Source organism: Centipeda felix (genome assembly GCF_900186465.1).
In the GTDB taxonomy this organism is placed as follows: domain Bacteria; phylum Bacillota; class Negativicutes; order Selenomonadales; family Selenomonadaceae; genus Centipeda; species Centipeda felix.
Genome location: NZ_LT891959.1, coordinates 192373 through 210711, shown reverse-complemented (window position 1 = coordinate 210711; position 18339 = coordinate 192373). Strand labels below are relative to the sequence as shown.

Genomic DNA, 18339 nt, shown 5'->3' with positions numbered 1-18339 from the left:
CCGCGAGAAAGCTATCGACGATCGCACGAATGAAATCAGGCATTTGTCATGTAGTATGAGGGACTATTATGCGCTTTATCCATACAGCAGACTGGCATCTGGGGAAACTCTTCGGACAGCAGCACATGACGGAAGATCAGGCGTATGTGCTGGAAGAACTTTTGGCACTGTGCCGCGATGTCCGACCGGATGCGCTTGTTCTCGCGGGCGATATTTATGATCGGGCAGTGCCGCCGCCCGAAGCCGTAGCGTTGTTTAATACAGTGCTGACACGACTGGCAGAGCAGGGGATCAAGGTTCTCTGTATTGCAGGCAATCATGACAGTGCTGTTCGTCTGGCATTTGGGGCACAGCTGCTGCAATCGTCCGGCGTGTATATTGCAGGCACTCTTGATGCGGAGGCAGCTCCCGTCGTGTTGTCCGATGCATTCGGGGACGTCTACTTCTCGCTGCTTCCCTATGGCGATCCGCCGCATGTCCGCGAGGCTTTTTCACTGGACGAAACACCGTCCTTCGATACGGCATTGGATGTTCAGATTGCCGCCTCGCGGGCGATGATACCGCAGGGCGCACGCAGCGTCGCCATTGCCCATGCCTTTGTGATTGGCGGTCAGACCTCCGAATCCGAGCACACCCTCTCCGTGGGCGGCAGTGATCAGGTGCATGCAGATAAATTTAGACCATACAACTACACTGCTCTCGGACACCTGCACGCGCCCCAGCGCGCGGGAGCGGAGCAGGTTCGCTATGCCGGATCTCTGCTCAAGTATTCCTTTGATGAGTCACATCAGAAAAAGGGGATCACACTGGTCGATATCGATGCAGCAGGGGCTGTCTCCCACACATTCTATCCGCTGACACCGCGGCATGATGTGCGGATTGTGAGAGGAAAAATGACTGAGATCATGTCCGATGGATTCGATCCTCTTTCTCATGAGGACTATATCTGCGTGGAGCTTACCGACACAGATGCCGTACTCGCCGCCCATGAAAAGCTGCGTCGCGTCTATCCAAATCTTTTTCTCATCACGCGCCCGAACATTCACATGGGACATTCCTCCAGCGAAGTACGAAACTATGAGCGCGGCAAGTCAGATCTCCATCTCTTTGCGGATTTCTATGCGGAGATGACCACGGAGAAGATGACGCAGGAGGAGACCGAGGAACTTACGCATGTCATCGATGCGTTGGAACGGGAGGAGAGAATGCAATGAGACCGCTGAAACTCCGCATCCAGGCGTTCGGTTCCTATGTGGACGAGCAGATTTTGGACTTTGAGACAGCCCTTGCCGATGCCCCATTCCTTTTGATCCATGGAGCGACGGGCTCCGGAAAGACCACTATTTTGGACGCGATCGTATTCGCCCTCTACGGAGAGTCCAGCGGGGATATACGCGAGGGAGCAATGCTGCGTTCCTCCACAGCACCGCCGGATCGGGCGACGGAGGTGGAGTATGTATTCGCGCTCGGGCGCCGCCGCTACCGTGTGCTGCGTTCACCGGCCTATTCTCGCATGTCACGCGGTAAGATGACGCGGCGGGCAGCAACGGGACAGCTATTTCGTCTGCCCGATGTTGGCGAGACGGGCGAGGAAAAACTGCTTGCCGCGAACATCACGGATGTCTCGGAACGCATCAGTCAGCTGATCGGCTTCGATGCCGACCAGTTTCGTCAGGTCGTTCTCCTCCCACAGGGACAGTTTCAGCGGTTTTTGTTGGCAGAAGTCAAGGATCGTAGTGCCATTATGCAGCGTATTTTCCGTACAGAGCGATATCAACGCATTGAAGAAGCACTGACAAAAGAGGCACAGCAGCTTGAGCGGACGGCACAGGCGGAGCGTGAGCGCGCGGAAGGCATTCTGCGTGCCGAAGGAATGGCGTCATCGGACGAACTCCGCACGCGTCTCTCTGAACTTTCGGAGGAGATACGCCGTCAGGACGAAATCTTGCGGGAGCTCGAAAAGGCGCAGAAGAGTGCGCGGCGGGCGCGCGAAGAGGGGGCTGCTGCGCAGCAGAAACTCAGCGCACGGGATGCGGCACAAAGTGATTTGGAGAAAAAGCGCGAACAGGCAGAGTCTGTCCGCGACTTTCGTGTACGCCTGTCACGTGCACAGCATGCACAACCGGTGCTCTACAAGGAGCGCAGCTACATCGAAGCGTTGAACACGGAACGCACCCGCAGAGAGGCATACGCATCCGCAGCAAAGGACTGCGCTGCTGCGAAGACGGAACATGATGCATCCATAGAATGCCTGAAGAAGGTGGAAGCCCATGCAGATGAGCATACGCAAAATATGGAGCAGCTGCGCCGCATGAGGGATTACGCTCCGCTGGCGAACCGTTACCAGGAATGTACTTCTGCCCTGCGCGATCTTCGCGTCCGTGCCGCAGAGGGAGAAGAAAAATATAAAAGCGGCGCAGCGGAGATTGAACGTCTCACCGAGGCACAGAAGAAGTACGAAGAAGAACGCGCAAGACTACATCAGATCCTGGTCGGGAGTGAGATCGTTCAGCAGGAGAAGAAACAGCTTGAACACTGCCAAAAGGCGTCGGACCACATACGTGAACTAGAAGATGCACTGACATCAGCACGCACACATGTCAAAAAATCGCAGAAAAAACTGCAGACGGCAGAGGAGGCATTATCCGACGTGCGGACGACGCAGCGCCGTCTGCGCACCCTCTACGACATGGGCAGTGCCGCACGTCTGGCGCAGACACTGCAGGCAGATACACCTTGTCCGGTCTGCGGATCTCTCGCACATCCAAGTCCTGCCGTCCATGCGGAGGAGATCCCGTCCGCACAAGAGATGGATGTATGCATGCAGCATGTGGAAACAGCAGAAAAGGAGCTGCAGAAATGCACTGCTCAGGCAGAGCAGGAAAAGGCAGCGTGCCTTCGGCTTGAGCAGGAGCTTCTCCATGAGCAAAAACGCATAAAAGAGCTTCTCGCGGATGAAACCATGGAGGCGTTCTGTGCGCGTGTCGCGGAACGGGAAAAGCAGCTCCGCCGTGCACAGAATGCGTGCAAAGCCCTTGAGAAAACGTATGCCGAAGAGCAGCAGCTGCTCTTTGCGCGGAAAGAGCAGCAGAAAGAGCAGGAAGCCCTGCTTCAAAAGAATCGTAATCTCATAGGGCTTCATGAGGGGGAGAAGAATGCATTGGAGCGTCAGCTGCCCGAGGAGTATCGTGATGCAGAGGCAGTACGGGAAGCGGCGGCACTTCTGGAACGGGAAGTAAAAACAGCGGAAACCGCCCGCGCTGAAGCAGAGAAGCGTGAGAAGGCGGCGGCGCAGAAATGTGCTCGTACGGAGAGTGCTAAGGCGGCGGCGCAGCGCGTTCTGAAGGAAGCGGAAGAAGTGCGGCAAGCGGCGCAGGAAGCGTATACGGCTGCATATTGTGCAGCAGATTTTCTGACCGAGGAAGAATACCATCATGCGATCGTGGGAGACTGGGCAAAGAGCGACTATCTGGAAAAAGTACGTGAACGTATCACCGCGTATGATACGGCGTTTCAGGCGGCAGAGGAGCTGGTGAAGGCGGCCGAGGCAGCAGCAGAGGGGCTTTGTCCGCCGGACATGGAGGCACTGACCGAAGCGGAGCGCATCGCCGATCAGCGTGTGCAGGACAGCGCGCGAGCACAGGGCGTCCGCATGGAGCGCAGGGCTCTCTATACGCGCATGACCAAGGAAATGGATGCGCTGGAACGGGCGGGAGCAGCCCGCGATAAGCGTTACCGTGTGATCGGGAAACTCGCGAATGTCGCTGCGGCAAAACCACCCTATCAGATCCATTTTCAGACCTATGTTCTTCGCTCGATTCTGTCGGATGTCATCGATGCCGCGAACGAGCGGCTGATGATGATGAGCCGGGGACGTTACCGCTTTATCCACGGGGAGGGCGGACAAAAGAAGAAGTGGTGGGGGCTTGAGATCGATGTCTTTGATGAGTATACGGGTTTCCCGCGTCTCGCACGCACCCTCTCCGGCGGAGAGACATTCCTCGCCTCCCTGTCACTGGCACTTGGACTTTCGGATGTTGTGCAGCATTATGCGGGCGGAATGCATCTCGATATGATTTTCATCGACGAAGGCTTCGGATCTCTGGACAGTGAGACGCTTGACGTTGCCATTCGCGCGCTTCTCGATGTGCAGCGTGAGGGCGGTCGGCTGGTTGGCATCATTTCTCACATCGAGGAACTGCGTGCACGGATTCCCGTCCATCTGGAAGTGTGCCGCGGGCAGAACGGCAGCTATGCATCCTTTACGCAAAGCGGGGGATTGGCATTATGACGGCACGGCTGGAGTTTATCATTGGGCGGTCGGGTACGGGCAAAACATATGACTGTCTCACGGCGATGAAGGATGTGCTGCGGGAGGAGCCGCTCGGGCGTCAGCGCATCCTTCTCGTTCCCGAGCACATGACCTATGCGGCGGAGCGGGCACTGGCCGAGGCTCTGACGCATGGAGCGGGATTCCTTCAAGTGTATGTCTTTGGGTTTCGTCGCCTTGGTCGGCAGGTGTTGCTTGAGACCGGCGGGGAACATCTGCCGCGCATCAGCGATATCGGCAGGCGTATCCTGCTCAAGGATATTCTGCTACAGCACAGCAGAGAACTCTCCGTCTTTCAGCGCTCCGTGCACAAGCGTGGGTTTACGGAGGTGCTTGGGCATACGATCGCAGAACTGAAGCGTGATCGGCTCAGCTCCGATCATCTGCGTCAGGCAGCAGATGTCAGTACAGGAAAGCATGCACGACTGTCAGCGAAGCTGACAGAACTTGCCACGATCATGGACGAACTCGCTGCCCGCATGGAGGGACGACTGACCGATCACACCGATCGGATGGAGCGGCTCGCCGCACAGCTCATTGATGCACCATTTCTGCGCGGCGCCGAACTGTGGGTGGACGGATTCGATTTTTTCAATCCGCAGGAACTTGCGGTCTTTCGCGCGCTGTTTCGCGTTGTTGATACCGTTCATGTCAGCCTCACGATGGACGGACGTGATGATGGAACGCATATATTTACCAATTTGCCGGAAAATATCTATGATACGGGGCTGTTTGCGCGCAGTTATCAGACGATGCACCTCCTGCAGCAGATCTTTACGGAGGAGCAGCCATCGGCGGAGATTGGAATTCGACTGATGCCAGTGCAGCATCGGGCGCGGACGGAAGGGCTTCGTCTGCTGGAAGCACAGCTGTTCGGCCACGGACATATCACGCCCGCGAAGGATGATTCCATACGTATCGTCGAGGCAGCCAATCCGCGTCTTGAGGTGGAGACGGCGGCGGCAGACATCCTCCGCCTCGCACGCGACAATGGGTATCGCTACCGCGAGATCGCCGTGCTTATGCGTGATGTCGATCTCTACGGCGATCTGCTCTCACTTGCTTTTGCGGATTGCGGCATTCCATTTTATCTGGATGTCAAACGCCCGAGTGCGCATCATCCACTTGCTGAGCTCCTGCGTGCTGTTGCACAGATGACGTGGCGTGGGTGGGCGTATGAGACTGTCTTCCGTGCGCTGCGCACAGGCTTCTTTCCGCTGCTCGGAACGGAGGAGGACGAAGATGCTCCTCCACTCTGTGCGGATTGGCAGGAGGCTGTCGATCGTCTGGAAAACTACTGCCTTGCCTACGGGATTCGCAGTGAATCACAGTGGACGGCGACAGAGCCGTGGGACTTTGTCCAGCGGCGGGTCACAGAACATGAGCTACATTTGGACGAGGAGGAAGAACGCCTCAGGGAAGAGCAGTGGCTGGATCATCTGCGCCGTCGGATTGCAGAACCGCTTTCCCTGCTGACCGGGCACCTGCGACGGCATGAGAGCACGGCGCGTGCGCGTACGAAGGCACTATACGACTTCCTCGATGAGTTATGTGTTCCGCAGACACTCCGCCTGTGGAGCGAAACGGCAGATCGGGAAGGTCGATTGGCGGATGCTGCCGCCCATCGCCAGATCTGGAGTTCCTGCATGGCACTTTTTGATCAGCTGGTCGAGGTGCGCGGAGACGACCCGCTATCGAGCCGTGACTATGAGGAGCTCTTGAGCGATGGACTTGACGCCATGTCCATTGCCCTGATTCCGCCGGGGCTGGATCATGTCACCGTTGCCTCCTTTGATCAGAACAGCATCGCGGGAGCGCGTGCTGTTTTTGTCATTGGGGCGAATGCCGGCATCATGCCGCGCGCGGGAAGGACGAGCGGCGTATTTTCCGATACAGAACTCCTCTTCATCGGTGAGTCTCTTCAGACGTCGGGAGCGGATTCCGGGCATACCGTCTTTGGGGGGCGCACGCAGCAGAGCTTTTTGGAACGGTATCAGCTCTACCGCGGGTTTACGGAGGCACGCGACTACCTCTGGGTGTCGTATGCGCTTTCTTCGGTGGATGGTTCGACACTTGCTCCGTCGCCGCTGATCGCACGGCTGCGCCGAATCAGCAGTTCCTTTTTCTCCATCCCGCTTGCCTTGGCTGGGCGAGATGATCCGCTGCTCCTCTCTGCACCGTATCCTGCACTCTCGCATCTGACTGCTGCGCTGCGTGAAAAGAAAGAGCGCGGGGAAATGCCCGCCATGTGGGGGGATGTCTACAACTGGATGCTGCAGGATGCTGTGATGCAGCCGCTCCTGCGGCGTATGCTCCATGGACTTTTTCTCCCGCCGCGCGAAGTGTCCATCCCTGCTCCCGTGGCAGCTCGGCTGTTTACGCGCGACCGTCGGCTCAGCGGAAGTACCACACGGCTGGAGACGTTTCGCCAGTGCCCGTTCCGCCACTTTGCTATGTACGGGCTGCGGCTGCAGCAGCGGGATCGCTACGAATTTCAGAGCAATGACTTCGGGACACTTCTGCACGGCATCCTGCGCGGCTACGGTGAGTGGGTGTGCAGTGCATACGGCAACGATTGGTGCTCGGCATTGGCAGAAGCTCCAGAGAAGATCGAGGAACTGCTGCAGGAACTGATCCCGCAGGTGCACAGTACCGTGCTGATGAGTCGTGCCAGCTATCGGCACCGCATCGAACGGATCCGCTGTACAGCACAACAGACAATACAGCATCTTACGTCATGGGCGGCGGCATCTTCCTTTCATCCCTATGGGTTTGAGATCAGCTTCGGGCGCAGGAATGACGGCGTCCGCCTGGCGGATTTTCCGCTTGCGGACGGCATGACACTCTCTCTGCGCGGGCAGATCGACCGTCTGGATGTGATGGATCATCATGCCTACTATCTGGTTCTCGACTATAAAACGGGGGCGACGTCCCTCCTCCTGCCTGAGATTCGGCACGGACTGAAGATGCAGCTTCTCCTGTATCTCTTCGTCGTGCGCTCCATCCTGGATACGGGGGAGGCGTTTCCCGCAGGGATGCTCTATGCTCCGGTGAAAAACCCCATTGTCCCTTGTAACGTGCGCCTGGATGAGACGGCTCTCCGACGCCGGGTGATGAAGGGTATGGCACTCACGGGGATGCTGCTCGACGATGCGGATATCATGAAGCAGCTCGATCAGGCGGCGGATCATATCTGCATCTCGTTCAACAAAGATAACAGTCTCTCCAAATCTTCGGCAAAATTTGTGCGTTCGCGCGAGGAATTTCAGCAGCTGCTTTCCTTTTTGCCGCAGCTGATCCGCGCGACGGCGGAGGACATTCTGCACGGAGATATCCGTGTCTACCCCTATCGCTTTCAGGATCGCAATGCGTGTACGTATTGTGACTATCATACCATCTGCGCTTTCGATCCTACACTTCGGCAGGGGGACGTATATCATGATATCGCCGATAATGCGCAGGAGGCGATGGAAGAAATTGCACGGATCGTAGAGGAGGTGGATCGCGATGGCGGATCGGCTGACATTCACAGCAGACCAACAGCGCGCGATTGATGCGAGAGGACACAATATTCTCGTGGCGGCAGCAGCAGGATCCGGGAAGACGCGCGTACTGGTGGAACGCATTATTTCGCAGGTGCGGAATGAGGAGCTGTCCCTGGATCGTATTCTGGTTCTTACCTTTACGAAGGCCGCCGCTCTTGAAATGCGCGAGCGTATCGAGGCGGCACTCAATGCGGAGATCGATGCCATTGCCGGGGACGCCGGCATCAGCAAGGAAATTGACCGCCTTGAGCGTCAGCGCATTCTGCTGACAGACGCAGACATTTCCACGTTTCATTCATTCTGCCAGCGACTTCTGCAGGCGCATATCGACGCGACCGACATTCCTCCGACATTTCGTCTGGCAAGTGAGCAGGAATTACGTCTGCTCAAACGCGATGTCATGGATGAACTCCTTGAGCGAAAATATGAGGAGGCAGTACAGGGGGGCAGCGATGAATTTCTTGCCTTTGCCGATGCCTATGGAGGTGTCAAGGGGGACGATGAGAAACTCAAGGAAGAGGTGCTCGCACTCTATGACTTCGCGCTCAGTCAGCCTTCGCCTGCGGTATGGCTCAGCCGGCAGGGACAGGAAGAAGATGATGTGCCGTACTGGAAGCGGCGTGGGTTTGATGTGCTGGCGCGAGAGCTGCATGAGAAACTGTCCGATCTATGTGCCGGATACCACAGCACAATGGACGTTCTGATGCAGGGGGATGCGGAACTGCACACGGCAGCTGAGAAATACATGGCAGTCATCCATCATAATCTGGATCTCTATGAGGAACTGCAGGGCGGGCTGCAGCTCCTCATAAGCGGCGCAGAAGATCAGGCATGGGAACGCTTTCGTGTGGATGCAGCTGCTGCAAAGAAACAGCGGAAAAGCATCCCGCACAAGTCCATCGAGAACTATGATCCAGAGCTTGGCAGTGCGTTGAAAAAAAAGATAACGAATATTTACAAGGCATGGGACGCCGCTGTCGATCAGCTGCCCGCCACAGCAGAGGAGCTCTGTGCCGCGGAGAATAGAGCGAATACCGCCATTCGCCAATATGCCCGTCTGGCATTGGATTTTCATCATGCCTTTCAAAAGGAGAAATTGGAACATTCTCTTTTGGACTTCAGTGATCTGGAGCATCGTGCGTTGGCACTCCTGTGTCGGCATCCAGAGCAGCTGCAGGATGATCTGAATTCCGTTGATCCGACGGATATCGCAGACGAGCTTCGTGCATACTATGCAGCGATCATGGTGGATGAATATCAGGATACGAATGGGCTTCAAGAGGGCATCCTGCGGCAGATCGCGCGTGATGACAACCGCTTTATTGTCGGCGACGTGAAGCAGAGTATCTATCGTTTTCGGCTGGCGGATCCGAGTCTTTTCCAACATACCTATCGTGCCTATCGTCAGGGCAGCTCTGCCGGTGAACTGATCACCATGTCAGAGAACTTCCGCAGCCGCGCCGAGGTGCTGCAGCCCATCAATGAGATATTCTCGCAGATCATGACGGAGTCGGCGGTCGAGATCGCCTACGATCAGAGTGCACGCCTGAATCCGGGACGCACCTTTGACGACGATCCTGCGGGGAAATCTTTGGCATCGCCGCTGGAGATCGATCTCCTGGATGCGGATTACTCCGCAGAGGAAGCGGACGATGAGGGCGAAGAGCTGGCTGCCTTTGCGGTGGAGTCACACTATATCGCGCGTCGCATCAAAGAGCTGGTCGATGCAGGATATACTGTCCAGAGCGGAAAAGCTCTGCGCTGGAGCGATATTGTCGTCCTGCTGCGCGGCGCAAAGGAACGGGCAGTTATCCTGATGGATGCCCTGCGAGAAGCGGGCATTCCGTCCTATGCAGATGATACGGCAGGGTATTTTGAGGCAAGCGAAATACGCATGATGCTTTCCCTTCTCGCTGTCCTGGACAATGCACGGCAGGATACTCCGCTGACGGCCGTCCTCACATCGCCGATGATCGGGATGTCGATGGAGGAACTTGCCCTGCTGCGCATTCACACACCTGTTGGCTCGATCTACGATGCTCTGAAGGGAGCAGACGCAGAGGAGGTTCCGCCTGCTGTACGAAATAAGGCAAAGGAGGCACTGCAGACGATAAGGTGCTGGCGACGTGATGCATTGCTGCACAGTGTGCCTGAGCTACTCTGGCATCTATACCGTACATCGGGGTACTATGACTATGTCGGCGCACTTCCCGACGGCATTCTGCGGCAGGCAAATTTGCGAATGCTCATCGATCGTGCGGGCGATTTTGAGCGTACGAATGAACGAGGTCTGTTTCGTTTCCTGCGCTATATGGATGCTCTGCGGCGGCGCAGTACCGATCTCTCTGCCGCGCGGACATTGGGTGAGAGCGAAGATGTCGTGCGGATCATGACCATTCACCGCAGTAAAGGTCTGGAGTTTCCCGTCGTTTTTCTCGCGAATATAGCCGGTGCGTTTAATACGCAGGATATATCAGGAGACGTGCTCTATCATGCACATGCTGGGATCGGCGTGCGTGTATATGAGAACACGGAAATCGGGCGGCAGAAATATGATACGCTGGGTCGGCGAAGCGTCAAAGAGGTGATCCGCCGCGAGACGATCGCGGAGGAAATGCGTATCCTCTATGTTGCGATGACACGCGCGCAGGAAAAACTCATCCTGACGGGGACACTGCGCACCTCTCGGAGCGGCTTGAGCCGCTTGGCGCAGCTGCGGGATTTCTGCCAGCAATACGCGAGGGAGGAGGGAGAGACGTTTCCGGATGCCGCCATTCTCGGTGCATCCTGCTATCTGGACTGGATTGCCCTGGCACTGATGCGGCATCCCGATGGACAGGCGTTGATGGAGGGAGTTGAGGGCATCGAGCTGCGGGAATGGAGCGATGAAAAAGCGCGATTCGCCGTGCGGATTGAGAAAGCAGATGTACGTACGTCACGCAGTGAGGAGGAGAGGGCGGAAGATGCCGAACTTTCTGCCATTCGCAGCGGAGAGCCGCTTTCGCCGGGAGTACGTGCACCGTATGTCGACTCTATTCTCAGTTGGACGTATGACAGCAGGGGCACGGAACAGATCCACGCAAAGACCAGCGTAACGGAACTCAAGCGTGAGAACTTCCCCGATGAGGAGGTTCTGCCGTCCTTTGCGCCTGCTGTTGGCGCGGGGGCAGGCGGGCAGGAATGGGAAGTTCCGCGTTTTCTGCGCACGGCAAAGCGTGCTGCATTGAGTCCGATGGAGCGCGGCACAGCCATGCATGCACTCATGCAGCATCTTGATTTCGCGGAGGTGCCTGACATTGCGGCTATTGAGCGTCAGGCACGATCCCTTTTCGATCAGGGAATTCTGACCGAAGAAGCATATCAGAGCCTCGATGTCCGCAATGTGTGGCGGTTCGTTTCCTCGGCGCTCGGACGCCGTCTGCGTGAGGCGAAGCGTGTATATCGTGAGCTGCCGTTCGGGCGGCTCCTGCCGGCGAAGAAATACTATAAGGAGGCACAGGACGAGGCAGATCGCATTTTCCTGCAGGGTATCATCGACGTCCTCTTTGAGGAAGAAAACGGCGATTATATTCTTCTCGACTATAAGACGGATCGTCATATTTCCCCGCAGGATGCACGCACACGCTATCAGTTTCAGATTGACCTATACTGTGATGCCGTAGAGACGATCCTTGGGCGACCAGTGAAGGAATGCTACCTGTTTTTGCTGGATACAGGTCGTGAAGTACGCATGGAGCGTCAGGCGGCCAGTGCATAGGAGGAAAATTCTTCCTTGCGTCGAATTCTGTTGATATCAGTGATTCCTTGAAAGGAAGTGAATTACATGGCAGATTGTATTTTTTGCAAGATTGCACAGGGAGAGATTCCGTCGACCAAAGTCTATGAAGACGATACGGTGCTTGCCTTTCGCGACCTAGACCCGCAGGCACCGGAGCATGTACTCATCATACCGAAGAAGCATATCCGCAGCGTTCTGGACTTTGGCGCGGAAGATGGAGTTCTGGCAGCACATATTCTTACAGAGGTCGTTCCGCAGCTTGCCCGCAGCCTTGGCGTGGATGGTGACGGATTCCGTCTCGTCACCAATACAGGGGAAGACGGGGGACAGACTGTCGGGCATCTGCACTTTCACCTTCTCGGCGGACGTGCATTTGCATGGCCACCCGGCTGAGAAGTGTATGTATTTTACCATTAAATGAAAAGTGGATGGGAAAACCCGCTATAGATAAGGGGCTAGCACCTTATCTATAGCGGGTTTTCTACAAAAATCATTTGTCTACAAGCCTGCTAAAGATGCGTGCCGTCTTCTTCTTTATCTCCTCCGTGTCGTGCGTGTAGAGCTTCTGCAAGTCCCTGCCTGCACAATGGGAACATAAAAGGGCTGTTGCACGAAGGTGAATGACCTGACCCCCAAAAGTTAGTTCCTCTAAGTCTAACATTTGGGGGGCAGGTCAGACGAACGGGATCCATCCTTCTTGATTTTGTACAAAATTGAGGCTGCTGCACGTTTGTTTCGTGCAACAGCCCCTTTTTATGTCCTCCATCCCTTCGAAAGGAGCAGCGCACATATTGGCTTCAGCTTCGAGGATTCTGTAGCTTGATTTTTGTATAAAGAAAACCACGCGATAGTCGCGTGGTTGGTGATGTTGTATAAATAAAGTTGACAACTTCTCTGCAAGGATTTTAGATAAAGTCAAAGAGGAGAAGGAGAGATCAAAATGGCAACAAACAGACAATACGATCACGAATTTAAGGTGCAGGCAATCAAGCTGGCGCAGGAAATCGGTCAGGCGAAAGCCGCCAAAGAGCTGGGAATTTCCAAGAACACAATGTATACATGGATGCGTGCTCATCGGCTTGGATATTTGGATCTTGGGTGTGGCACGCAAACACCGCAGAGTGCCCTAAGTCTGCACGAGGAACTCGTACAGCTTCGTGCACAACTCAAAGCACAGGAGAAGGAAATTCGACGGCTAAAGAAAGAGAATGACTTTCTGGAGGAAGCAAGCGCTTTTTTCGCCGCGAGCCGTCTGAAGTCAACAAAAACGAACGCATGAAGTTGATTGCGTTCAAGACCTCAGATGGCGCCCTCAAAGGAAATATCAGCTTCTGCTGCAAGATGCTCCATGTCACGAGACAGGGATTTTATCAGTATTTGACGAGCAAAGACCGCCCATGGAAATATCAGGAACTTGCCGACGCCATGATGCAGATTCATGCAGAGGACGAATGCAACGACACCTACGGAAGAATCCGCATGTATCAGGCACTCAAGATCAAACAGCCGGAAGGCGTCCGTATTCCGAGTGAACGAACTGTTTACCGTGTTATGGAAGAGATTGGCTTAAGTCATCGCCCCAATCATAGACCGAACGGTATCACCAAAACAGATCATAAGGCACAGATGTCAGAGGATCTCATGGGGCGCGATTTTACTGCCGACACACCTCTTTCCAAGTGTGTCACTGACATGACAAAGATTCCGGCGTATGACGGAAAACTCTACATTTCAGCACTCTTTGACTGTTATGATGCCAGCGTGCTCGGACTGTCTATGGACACGAACATGAAGGCTTCTCTATGCGTAAGGATGCTGGATAACGCTATGCTCTCCTACCCAAAGCTCAGGGGAGCAATCCTGCACTCGGATCGCGGCAGCCAGTATACGAGTCAGCTGTATCGGGAGGCAATTCATACCTATGGGATTCGTCAAAGCATGAACAGTGCCGGTGGACGCTGTCATGACAATGCGCGCTGTGAGAGTATGTGGGCGCGCATGAAGTCCGAGCTGCTCTATGGACGCTATGACACAAAGAAGATGACAATCGAAGAGTTGAAGGTACTGGTTTGGCGATACTTCATGAGCTATTGGAACAACCGTCGGATTTGTTCAACAAACGGGGGGCTTCCTCCGATGGTGAAGCGGCGTCAGTTCTATGACTCTATTGCCGCAGCTACTTAAGCGTTCATTCCCTTGTGAGAAATTTGTCAACTGTTCTTGACAATATCATCCGTTGTGGTAGAATGGGGGTAATCCATAGTGCTCCTTTGCTGATGTTTTGTAGCAGAACCATTATAGCACGGGATGTCACTATGGATTTTGTTTTTGTTTAGCTGTTCAACTTCATTTTACAACGAACCGAATTATAATAACATGGAATATTTCAACCAATGATTGTACGAGAGGAGAAAACGTGATGAGCAAGGCGATTACAAACGATTTCGAGACACGCCGTTATCGTCTCGCCGAAGTGGCGAAATCGGGCGATGTCGCGACGCGCACACCGATCTACGCGACGGAGTCGACGAGCGGGGTTGTTTGGGTGCTAAAGCCGGGGCAAACAATCAAGCCGCACGGACACGCCAAAGCGGACGATATCTGGATCTGCATTCAAGGTGAGGGCGTTTTCTATCCAGCAATCGGCGAGGAACGCCCTATCGAAAAGGGGGATGTCATCGTCTCTGCAAAGGGGATGTGCCACGGCATGAAGAACACGGGCACAGAGGACTTCATTTTCGTTGGCATCCTTGCCCCCGTTCCGGCAGACTACTTTCCTATCGAAAAATAGCTATTATTTTAATCGCTTAATTTTCTGTGGAAAATTCTCCAGTGGGAGTAGTAGAGCGTTCAAATAGCAAGGTTGAACTTTATTATCAGTATTTTACTAAGATTTCTCACCACAGAGATTCCATTCGCTCTACCTGGACGTCTGGAATCTCTCTTTTTTGTTGCAAAGAATCATTAGCCATCTTCCCCTATCCTGTGTTATAATTTTCTTATATTTGAAACGTGGGAGGGAAGGCCGTTGTTTGCAAAGACCTATGGTGCGACGACCCTCGGGATAGATGGACGGATTATCGACGTGGAGGTGGATGTATCGCCGGGGCTGCCGGGCTTTGAACTGGTGGGGCTTCCCGATACGTCGGTGAAGGAGTCGAAGGAGCGGGTGCGGACTGCCATTCGCAACTCCGGTATTCAGCTGCGGCAGGAGCGTGTGACGGTGAATCTTGCGCCCGCCGATGTGCGAAAGGACAGTTCCGGGCTTGATCTGCCGATTGCCGTCGGACTTCTTGCATCCTACGGCATTGTTCCGGAGGCGGCGGTGCAGAGCGCACTCTTCTCTGCGGAACTCTCCCTTGATGGAAACTGCCGTCCGATCAGCGGCATTCTCCCGATGGCAATCACGGCGCGTGAGCGGGGACTTACGGAGTTTTACGTTGCTCCCTCCAATGCAGATGAGGCACTCCTGATTGACGGGCTGAAGGTCTATGCGGTCGAGAATCTGGCGCAGCTTGTGCGCCATCTGACCGGCACAGAGGTGCTGACTCCTGCCGTGCCACATGCAACAGAACAGAAAAAGGATGCGGCCTTCACCGATGACTTTGCGGACGTACAGGGGCAGTATCAGGCGAAACGTGCGCTTGAGATTGCAGCGGCTGGCGGACATAATGTCCTCATGGTTGGCGTACCCGGTTCGGGCAAGACGATGCTGGCACGTCGGATGAGTTCGATCCTGCCGGAACTGACGAAGCAAGAAGCCATCGAGATCACGAAGATTTACAGCATCTCGGGGCTGCTCGGCAAGGATACGGGGCTTGTAACCACGCGCCCCTTCCGCAGTCCGCATCATACATCCTCGACGGTGGCGATGATCGGCGGCGGGAGCATCCCGCGTCCGGGCGAGGTGACACTTGCGCATCACGGCGTGCTCTTTCTCGACGAGCTGCCGGAGTTCAGCAAGAAGACGCTTGAGGTGCTGCGCGAACCGATTGAGGATCGCCAGATTACCGTCTCGCGTGCGAACGCAACACTGACGTTTCCCTCTAGTATCATTTTGGTAGCGGCAATGAACGAAGTAACGTCAATAACGATACAATGTAATGATAGACGAAATGCCGCCTAACTTTTCAGGATGAAGCAAGAGTGTCCTGATCGTGGTTCTTGCCAGCATCGTATGGAAATCAGAGGAAAAGGGGAAGAGCTGCGCGGTTATGTGATATAATGATATGAGTAAACAGGAGGGATTATGATGCATAAGCCTGTATTTACAATGGAACATATCGTTGCGAAGGTAAAACCACTTGCTGATAAATACCGTGTGAAAGAAATTTATTTGTTTGGCTCGTATGCGAGAGGTGAAGCAGACGAAAATAGTGATTTGGATTTTTTGGTTTACGGTGGAGAAAAGTTTAAGCGAACGATGATTTTTGCTCTGGCAGAGGATTTGCGAGAGACGTTAGAGAAAAAAGTAGATGTTTTTGAGATCGGTGAAGTGAACCCGGACAGTAATTTCTACAAAACAATCATGAAAGAAAAGGTTTTGGTGGCATGAAGTATTCCGATCGACAAAGAGTTCAAAAGATATATGACTATGCCGCTCACCTGCAGGAATATATCCTAAAAAATAGCATTGAAAAAGAAGCACTGATGACACAGCTGCCGTTGCAGTGGCTTGTCACAACGCCGCTATATAATATGGGGGAGCATAGCCATAATTTGACCCCGGAGTATAAAGCGAAACATAGTGAGATTCCATGGGCGATGATCGCAGGCTTGCGGCATCGTCTTGTGCATGATTATGATGGAACAAACTGGAATATTATAGCGGAAGTCGTTTTTGAAGAATTACCAATTTTGATAAGACAGTTAGAGGCGTGCTTGACGGAAAATGAGAATACGGATGCTGTATGACAGCAAATGACGATTCTCTAGGAAATTGTATCATCACATAAAAATGACTGCTGCATAAGGAAATGTACCTTGTGCAGCAGTCATTTTCTTCATGGAATCACCCATGTGCAGAGCTCTCTTCTGCAGATTCTGCATCCGCTTCATTCGGGAGAAGATTGCTGATGTAGGGCGTGCGCCCTGAGAGCACATCGTCATAGAATCCCTGCTTCCAGTCGATGTAGTCGATGGATGCTTGGACAGCAGTGAGTCGATCGACGAGTTCCGCGCGCTTGCCTGCGAGGATTTCTTTGCGCTCGGGGATGGTGGGGACACCGCCGAGACAGAGTGCGAGGTATTCCTTCATTTCGGCGAGACTCATGCCGCAGTTTCTGAGGCAGGTAAGGCTTTTCAGCCATCCAATATCGTGATTGTCGAAAATACGGTGATTGTGTGCATCACGCTTGACGTTCGGCAGAAGCCCCTGATTGCAGTAGAATTTCAGCGTCTCATAGCTCATTCCTGTCGCTTCACAGGCTCCCTTCATTGTATACATGATTTTCCTCCAAAAAACTTCAAAAAGGGCTTGCACGGTAGCTGCTACCGCCTGTTATGATAGCATTGTACTACGGATGGCAGGGCAGGGCAAGTCCTCTCCGAGGAGATCTGTTTTAGGAGGATGATATCATGCGAACACAGTATGCTTTGACGGCAGCACTTTTGGTCAGTCTATTTATGGGGAGTGTCGAGGCACTGAGCCGTCCCGTGACAATCGAGGATCAAGGCAGCTTTATGGCGGGCGGCGTGACAATTACCGCGCCCGGCGTATACAAGGACAGCGAACCGACGAACTACGACGGTGAGACACTGCACGGCGATGCTGCCTATGTGTTCTGGCAGCGTCCCGTAAAGGCGAAGAAGAACGCGCTCATTTTCCTGCACGGCTACGGACAGTCGGGCAAGACGTGGGAGACGACACCCGACGGGCGCGACGGCTTCCAGAACATCTTCCTCGCAAAGGGGTGGGCGACCTACATCGTGGATGAACCGCGCCGCGGGCGTGCAGGACAGTCGACCGTGCCCGCAGAGCTCAAAGCACAGCCGCAGGATCAACTCTGGTTCAACAACTTCCGCATCGGGCAGTACCCGATGATCTTCGATGGCATGGCGTTCCCGCGCGACGAGGAGTCGCTGCGGCAGTTCTTCCATCAGATGACACCCGACACGGGAAAATTCGATGTGGAGGTTGTCGCAAAGGCAATGGAGGCGGTCATTGACCATACGGGCGATAATGTCCTCATCACGCACTCGGCGGGCGGCGGTCCGGGGTGGCTCGCGGCGATTCGCAGTCCCAAAGTGAAGGGCGTGATCGCTCTCGAACCGGGTACGTTCCCGTTCCCGCCGGGCGAGGTGCCTGTGGTTGAGGAGACAACAAGCCCGTTCCCCGCGCGCGGAATGGAGGTGACGGCGGAGGAGTTCGAGGCTCTTCTGAAAACGCCGATGGTCGTCTATTTCGGCGACAAGATCCCGACGGGCGATAAGCCGCACGAAATCTGGGGGCTCGACAACTGGCGCACGCGGCTGAACCTCGCAAGCCGCTGGGCGGAGGTCGTGCGGACACATGGCGGCGATGCGGAGATTATCGTTCTGCCCGATGTTGGCATCAAAGGAAACACGCACTTCCTCATGTCCGACCTCAACAACGCAGAGGTCGCGGCGGAGATGGAGCGATGGATGCACGAGAAGGGCTTGGATAAAAAGTAATAATCATTTGGGGATTTGGGAAAGGAAGTTTT

13 protein-coding genes are annotated in these 18339 nt (G+C 54.5%); 12 read left to right on the top strand and 1 reads right to left on the bottom strand.

The features are described 5' to 3' along the window. Positions 1-68 precede the first annotated feature (68 nt). From C1713_RS08450 to C1713_RS08400, 11 genes are all read left to right on the top strand, one after another. Positions 69-1214: an exonuclease SbcCD subunit D gene (locus C1713_RS08450; RefSeq protein ID WP_102493639.1), complete on the top strand. Its 1146-nt coding sequence runs from the start codon at positions 69-71 to the stop codon at positions 1212-1214. Continuing rightward, positions 1211-4291, top strand: coding sequence for an AAA family ATPase (locus tag C1713_RS08445; protein WP_102493638.1), 3081 nt, complete (start codon positions 1211-1213; stop codon positions 4289-4291). Before C1713_RS08450 ends, C1713_RS08445 begins: the two co-directional genes overlap by 4 nt. Then, the gene (locus C1713_RS08440; RefSeq protein ID WP_102493637.1) at positions 4288-7884 is read left to right on the top strand and encodes a PD-(D/E)XK nuclease family protein; all 3597 of its coding nucleotides are present in this window, start codon (positions 4288-4290) and stop codon (positions 7882-7884) included. Before C1713_RS08445 ends, C1713_RS08440 begins: the two co-directional genes overlap by 4 nt. Beyond that, entirely contained in the window at positions 7838-11632 is a 3795-nt protein-coding gene (addA, locus tag C1713_RS08435; protein ID WP_102493636.1) for a helicase-exonuclease AddAB subunit AddA, read from the top strand. The genes C1713_RS08440 and addA overlap by 47 nt, the downstream gene beginning before the upstream one ends. A gap of 66 nt (positions 11633-11698) precedes the next feature. Beyond that, the gene (locus C1713_RS08430; protein WP_102493635.1) at positions 11699-12046 is read left to right on the top strand and encodes a histidine triad nucleotide-binding protein; all 348 of its coding nucleotides are present in this window, start codon (positions 11699-11701) and stop codon (positions 12044-12046) included. A 547-nt stretch (positions 12047-12593) separates the two neighbouring features. Next, the gene (locus C1713_RS08425; protein ID WP_006696190.1) at positions 12594-12932 is read left to right on the top strand and encodes a transposase; all 339 of its coding nucleotides are present in this window, start codon (positions 12594-12596) and stop codon (positions 12930-12932) included. Further along, positions 12929-13837 (top strand): IS3 family transposase, encoded by a 909-nt coding sequence (locus tag C1713_RS08420; protein ID WP_006696189.1) that lies wholly within the window; start codon positions 12929-12931, stop codon positions 13835-13837. The genes C1713_RS08425 and C1713_RS08420 overlap by 4 nt, the downstream gene beginning before the upstream one ends. 235 nt (positions 13838-14072) lie before the next feature. Next, positions 14073-14444, top strand: a complete 372-nt coding sequence (locus C1713_RS08415) for a cupin domain-containing protein (protein WP_006696188.1) — start codon at positions 14073-14075, stop codon at positions 14442-14444. 237 nt (positions 14445-14681) lie between these two features. Then, complete coding sequence (locus C1713_RS08410; protein ID WP_102493634.1) at positions 14682-15779, top strand: YifB family Mg chelatase-like AAA ATPase; 1098 nt, start codon at positions 14682-14684, stop codon at positions 15777-15779. A gap of 123 nt (positions 15780-15902) precedes the next feature. Further along, entirely contained in the window at positions 15903-16208 is a 306-nt protein-coding gene (locus C1713_RS08405; protein ID WP_102493633.1) for a nucleotidyltransferase family protein, read from the top strand. Then, on the top strand, positions 16205-16567 hold the full coding sequence (locus C1713_RS08400) for a HepT-like ribonuclease domain-containing protein (protein WP_102493632.1): 363 nt from the start codon (positions 16205-16207) through the stop codon (positions 16565-16567). Before C1713_RS08405 ends, C1713_RS08400 begins: the two co-directional genes overlap by 4 nt. A 97-nt stretch (positions 16568-16664) precedes the next feature. Here the strand turns inward: C1713_RS08400 and C1713_RS08395 are convergent, their stop codons facing one another. Then, on the bottom strand, positions 16665-17099 hold the full coding sequence (locus C1713_RS08395) for a MerR family transcriptional regulator (protein WP_102493631.1): 435 nt from the start codon (positions 17097-17099) through the stop codon (positions 16665-16667). A 131-nt stretch (positions 17100-17230) separates the two neighbouring features. Between C1713_RS08395 and C1713_RS08390 the strand changes: the two genes are divergently transcribed. After that, on the top strand, positions 17231-18307 hold the full coding sequence (locus C1713_RS08390) for an alpha/beta hydrolase (RefSeq protein WP_009442352.1): 1077 nt from the start codon (positions 17231-17233) through the stop codon (positions 18305-18307). Positions 18308-18339: the final 32 nt, after the last annotated feature.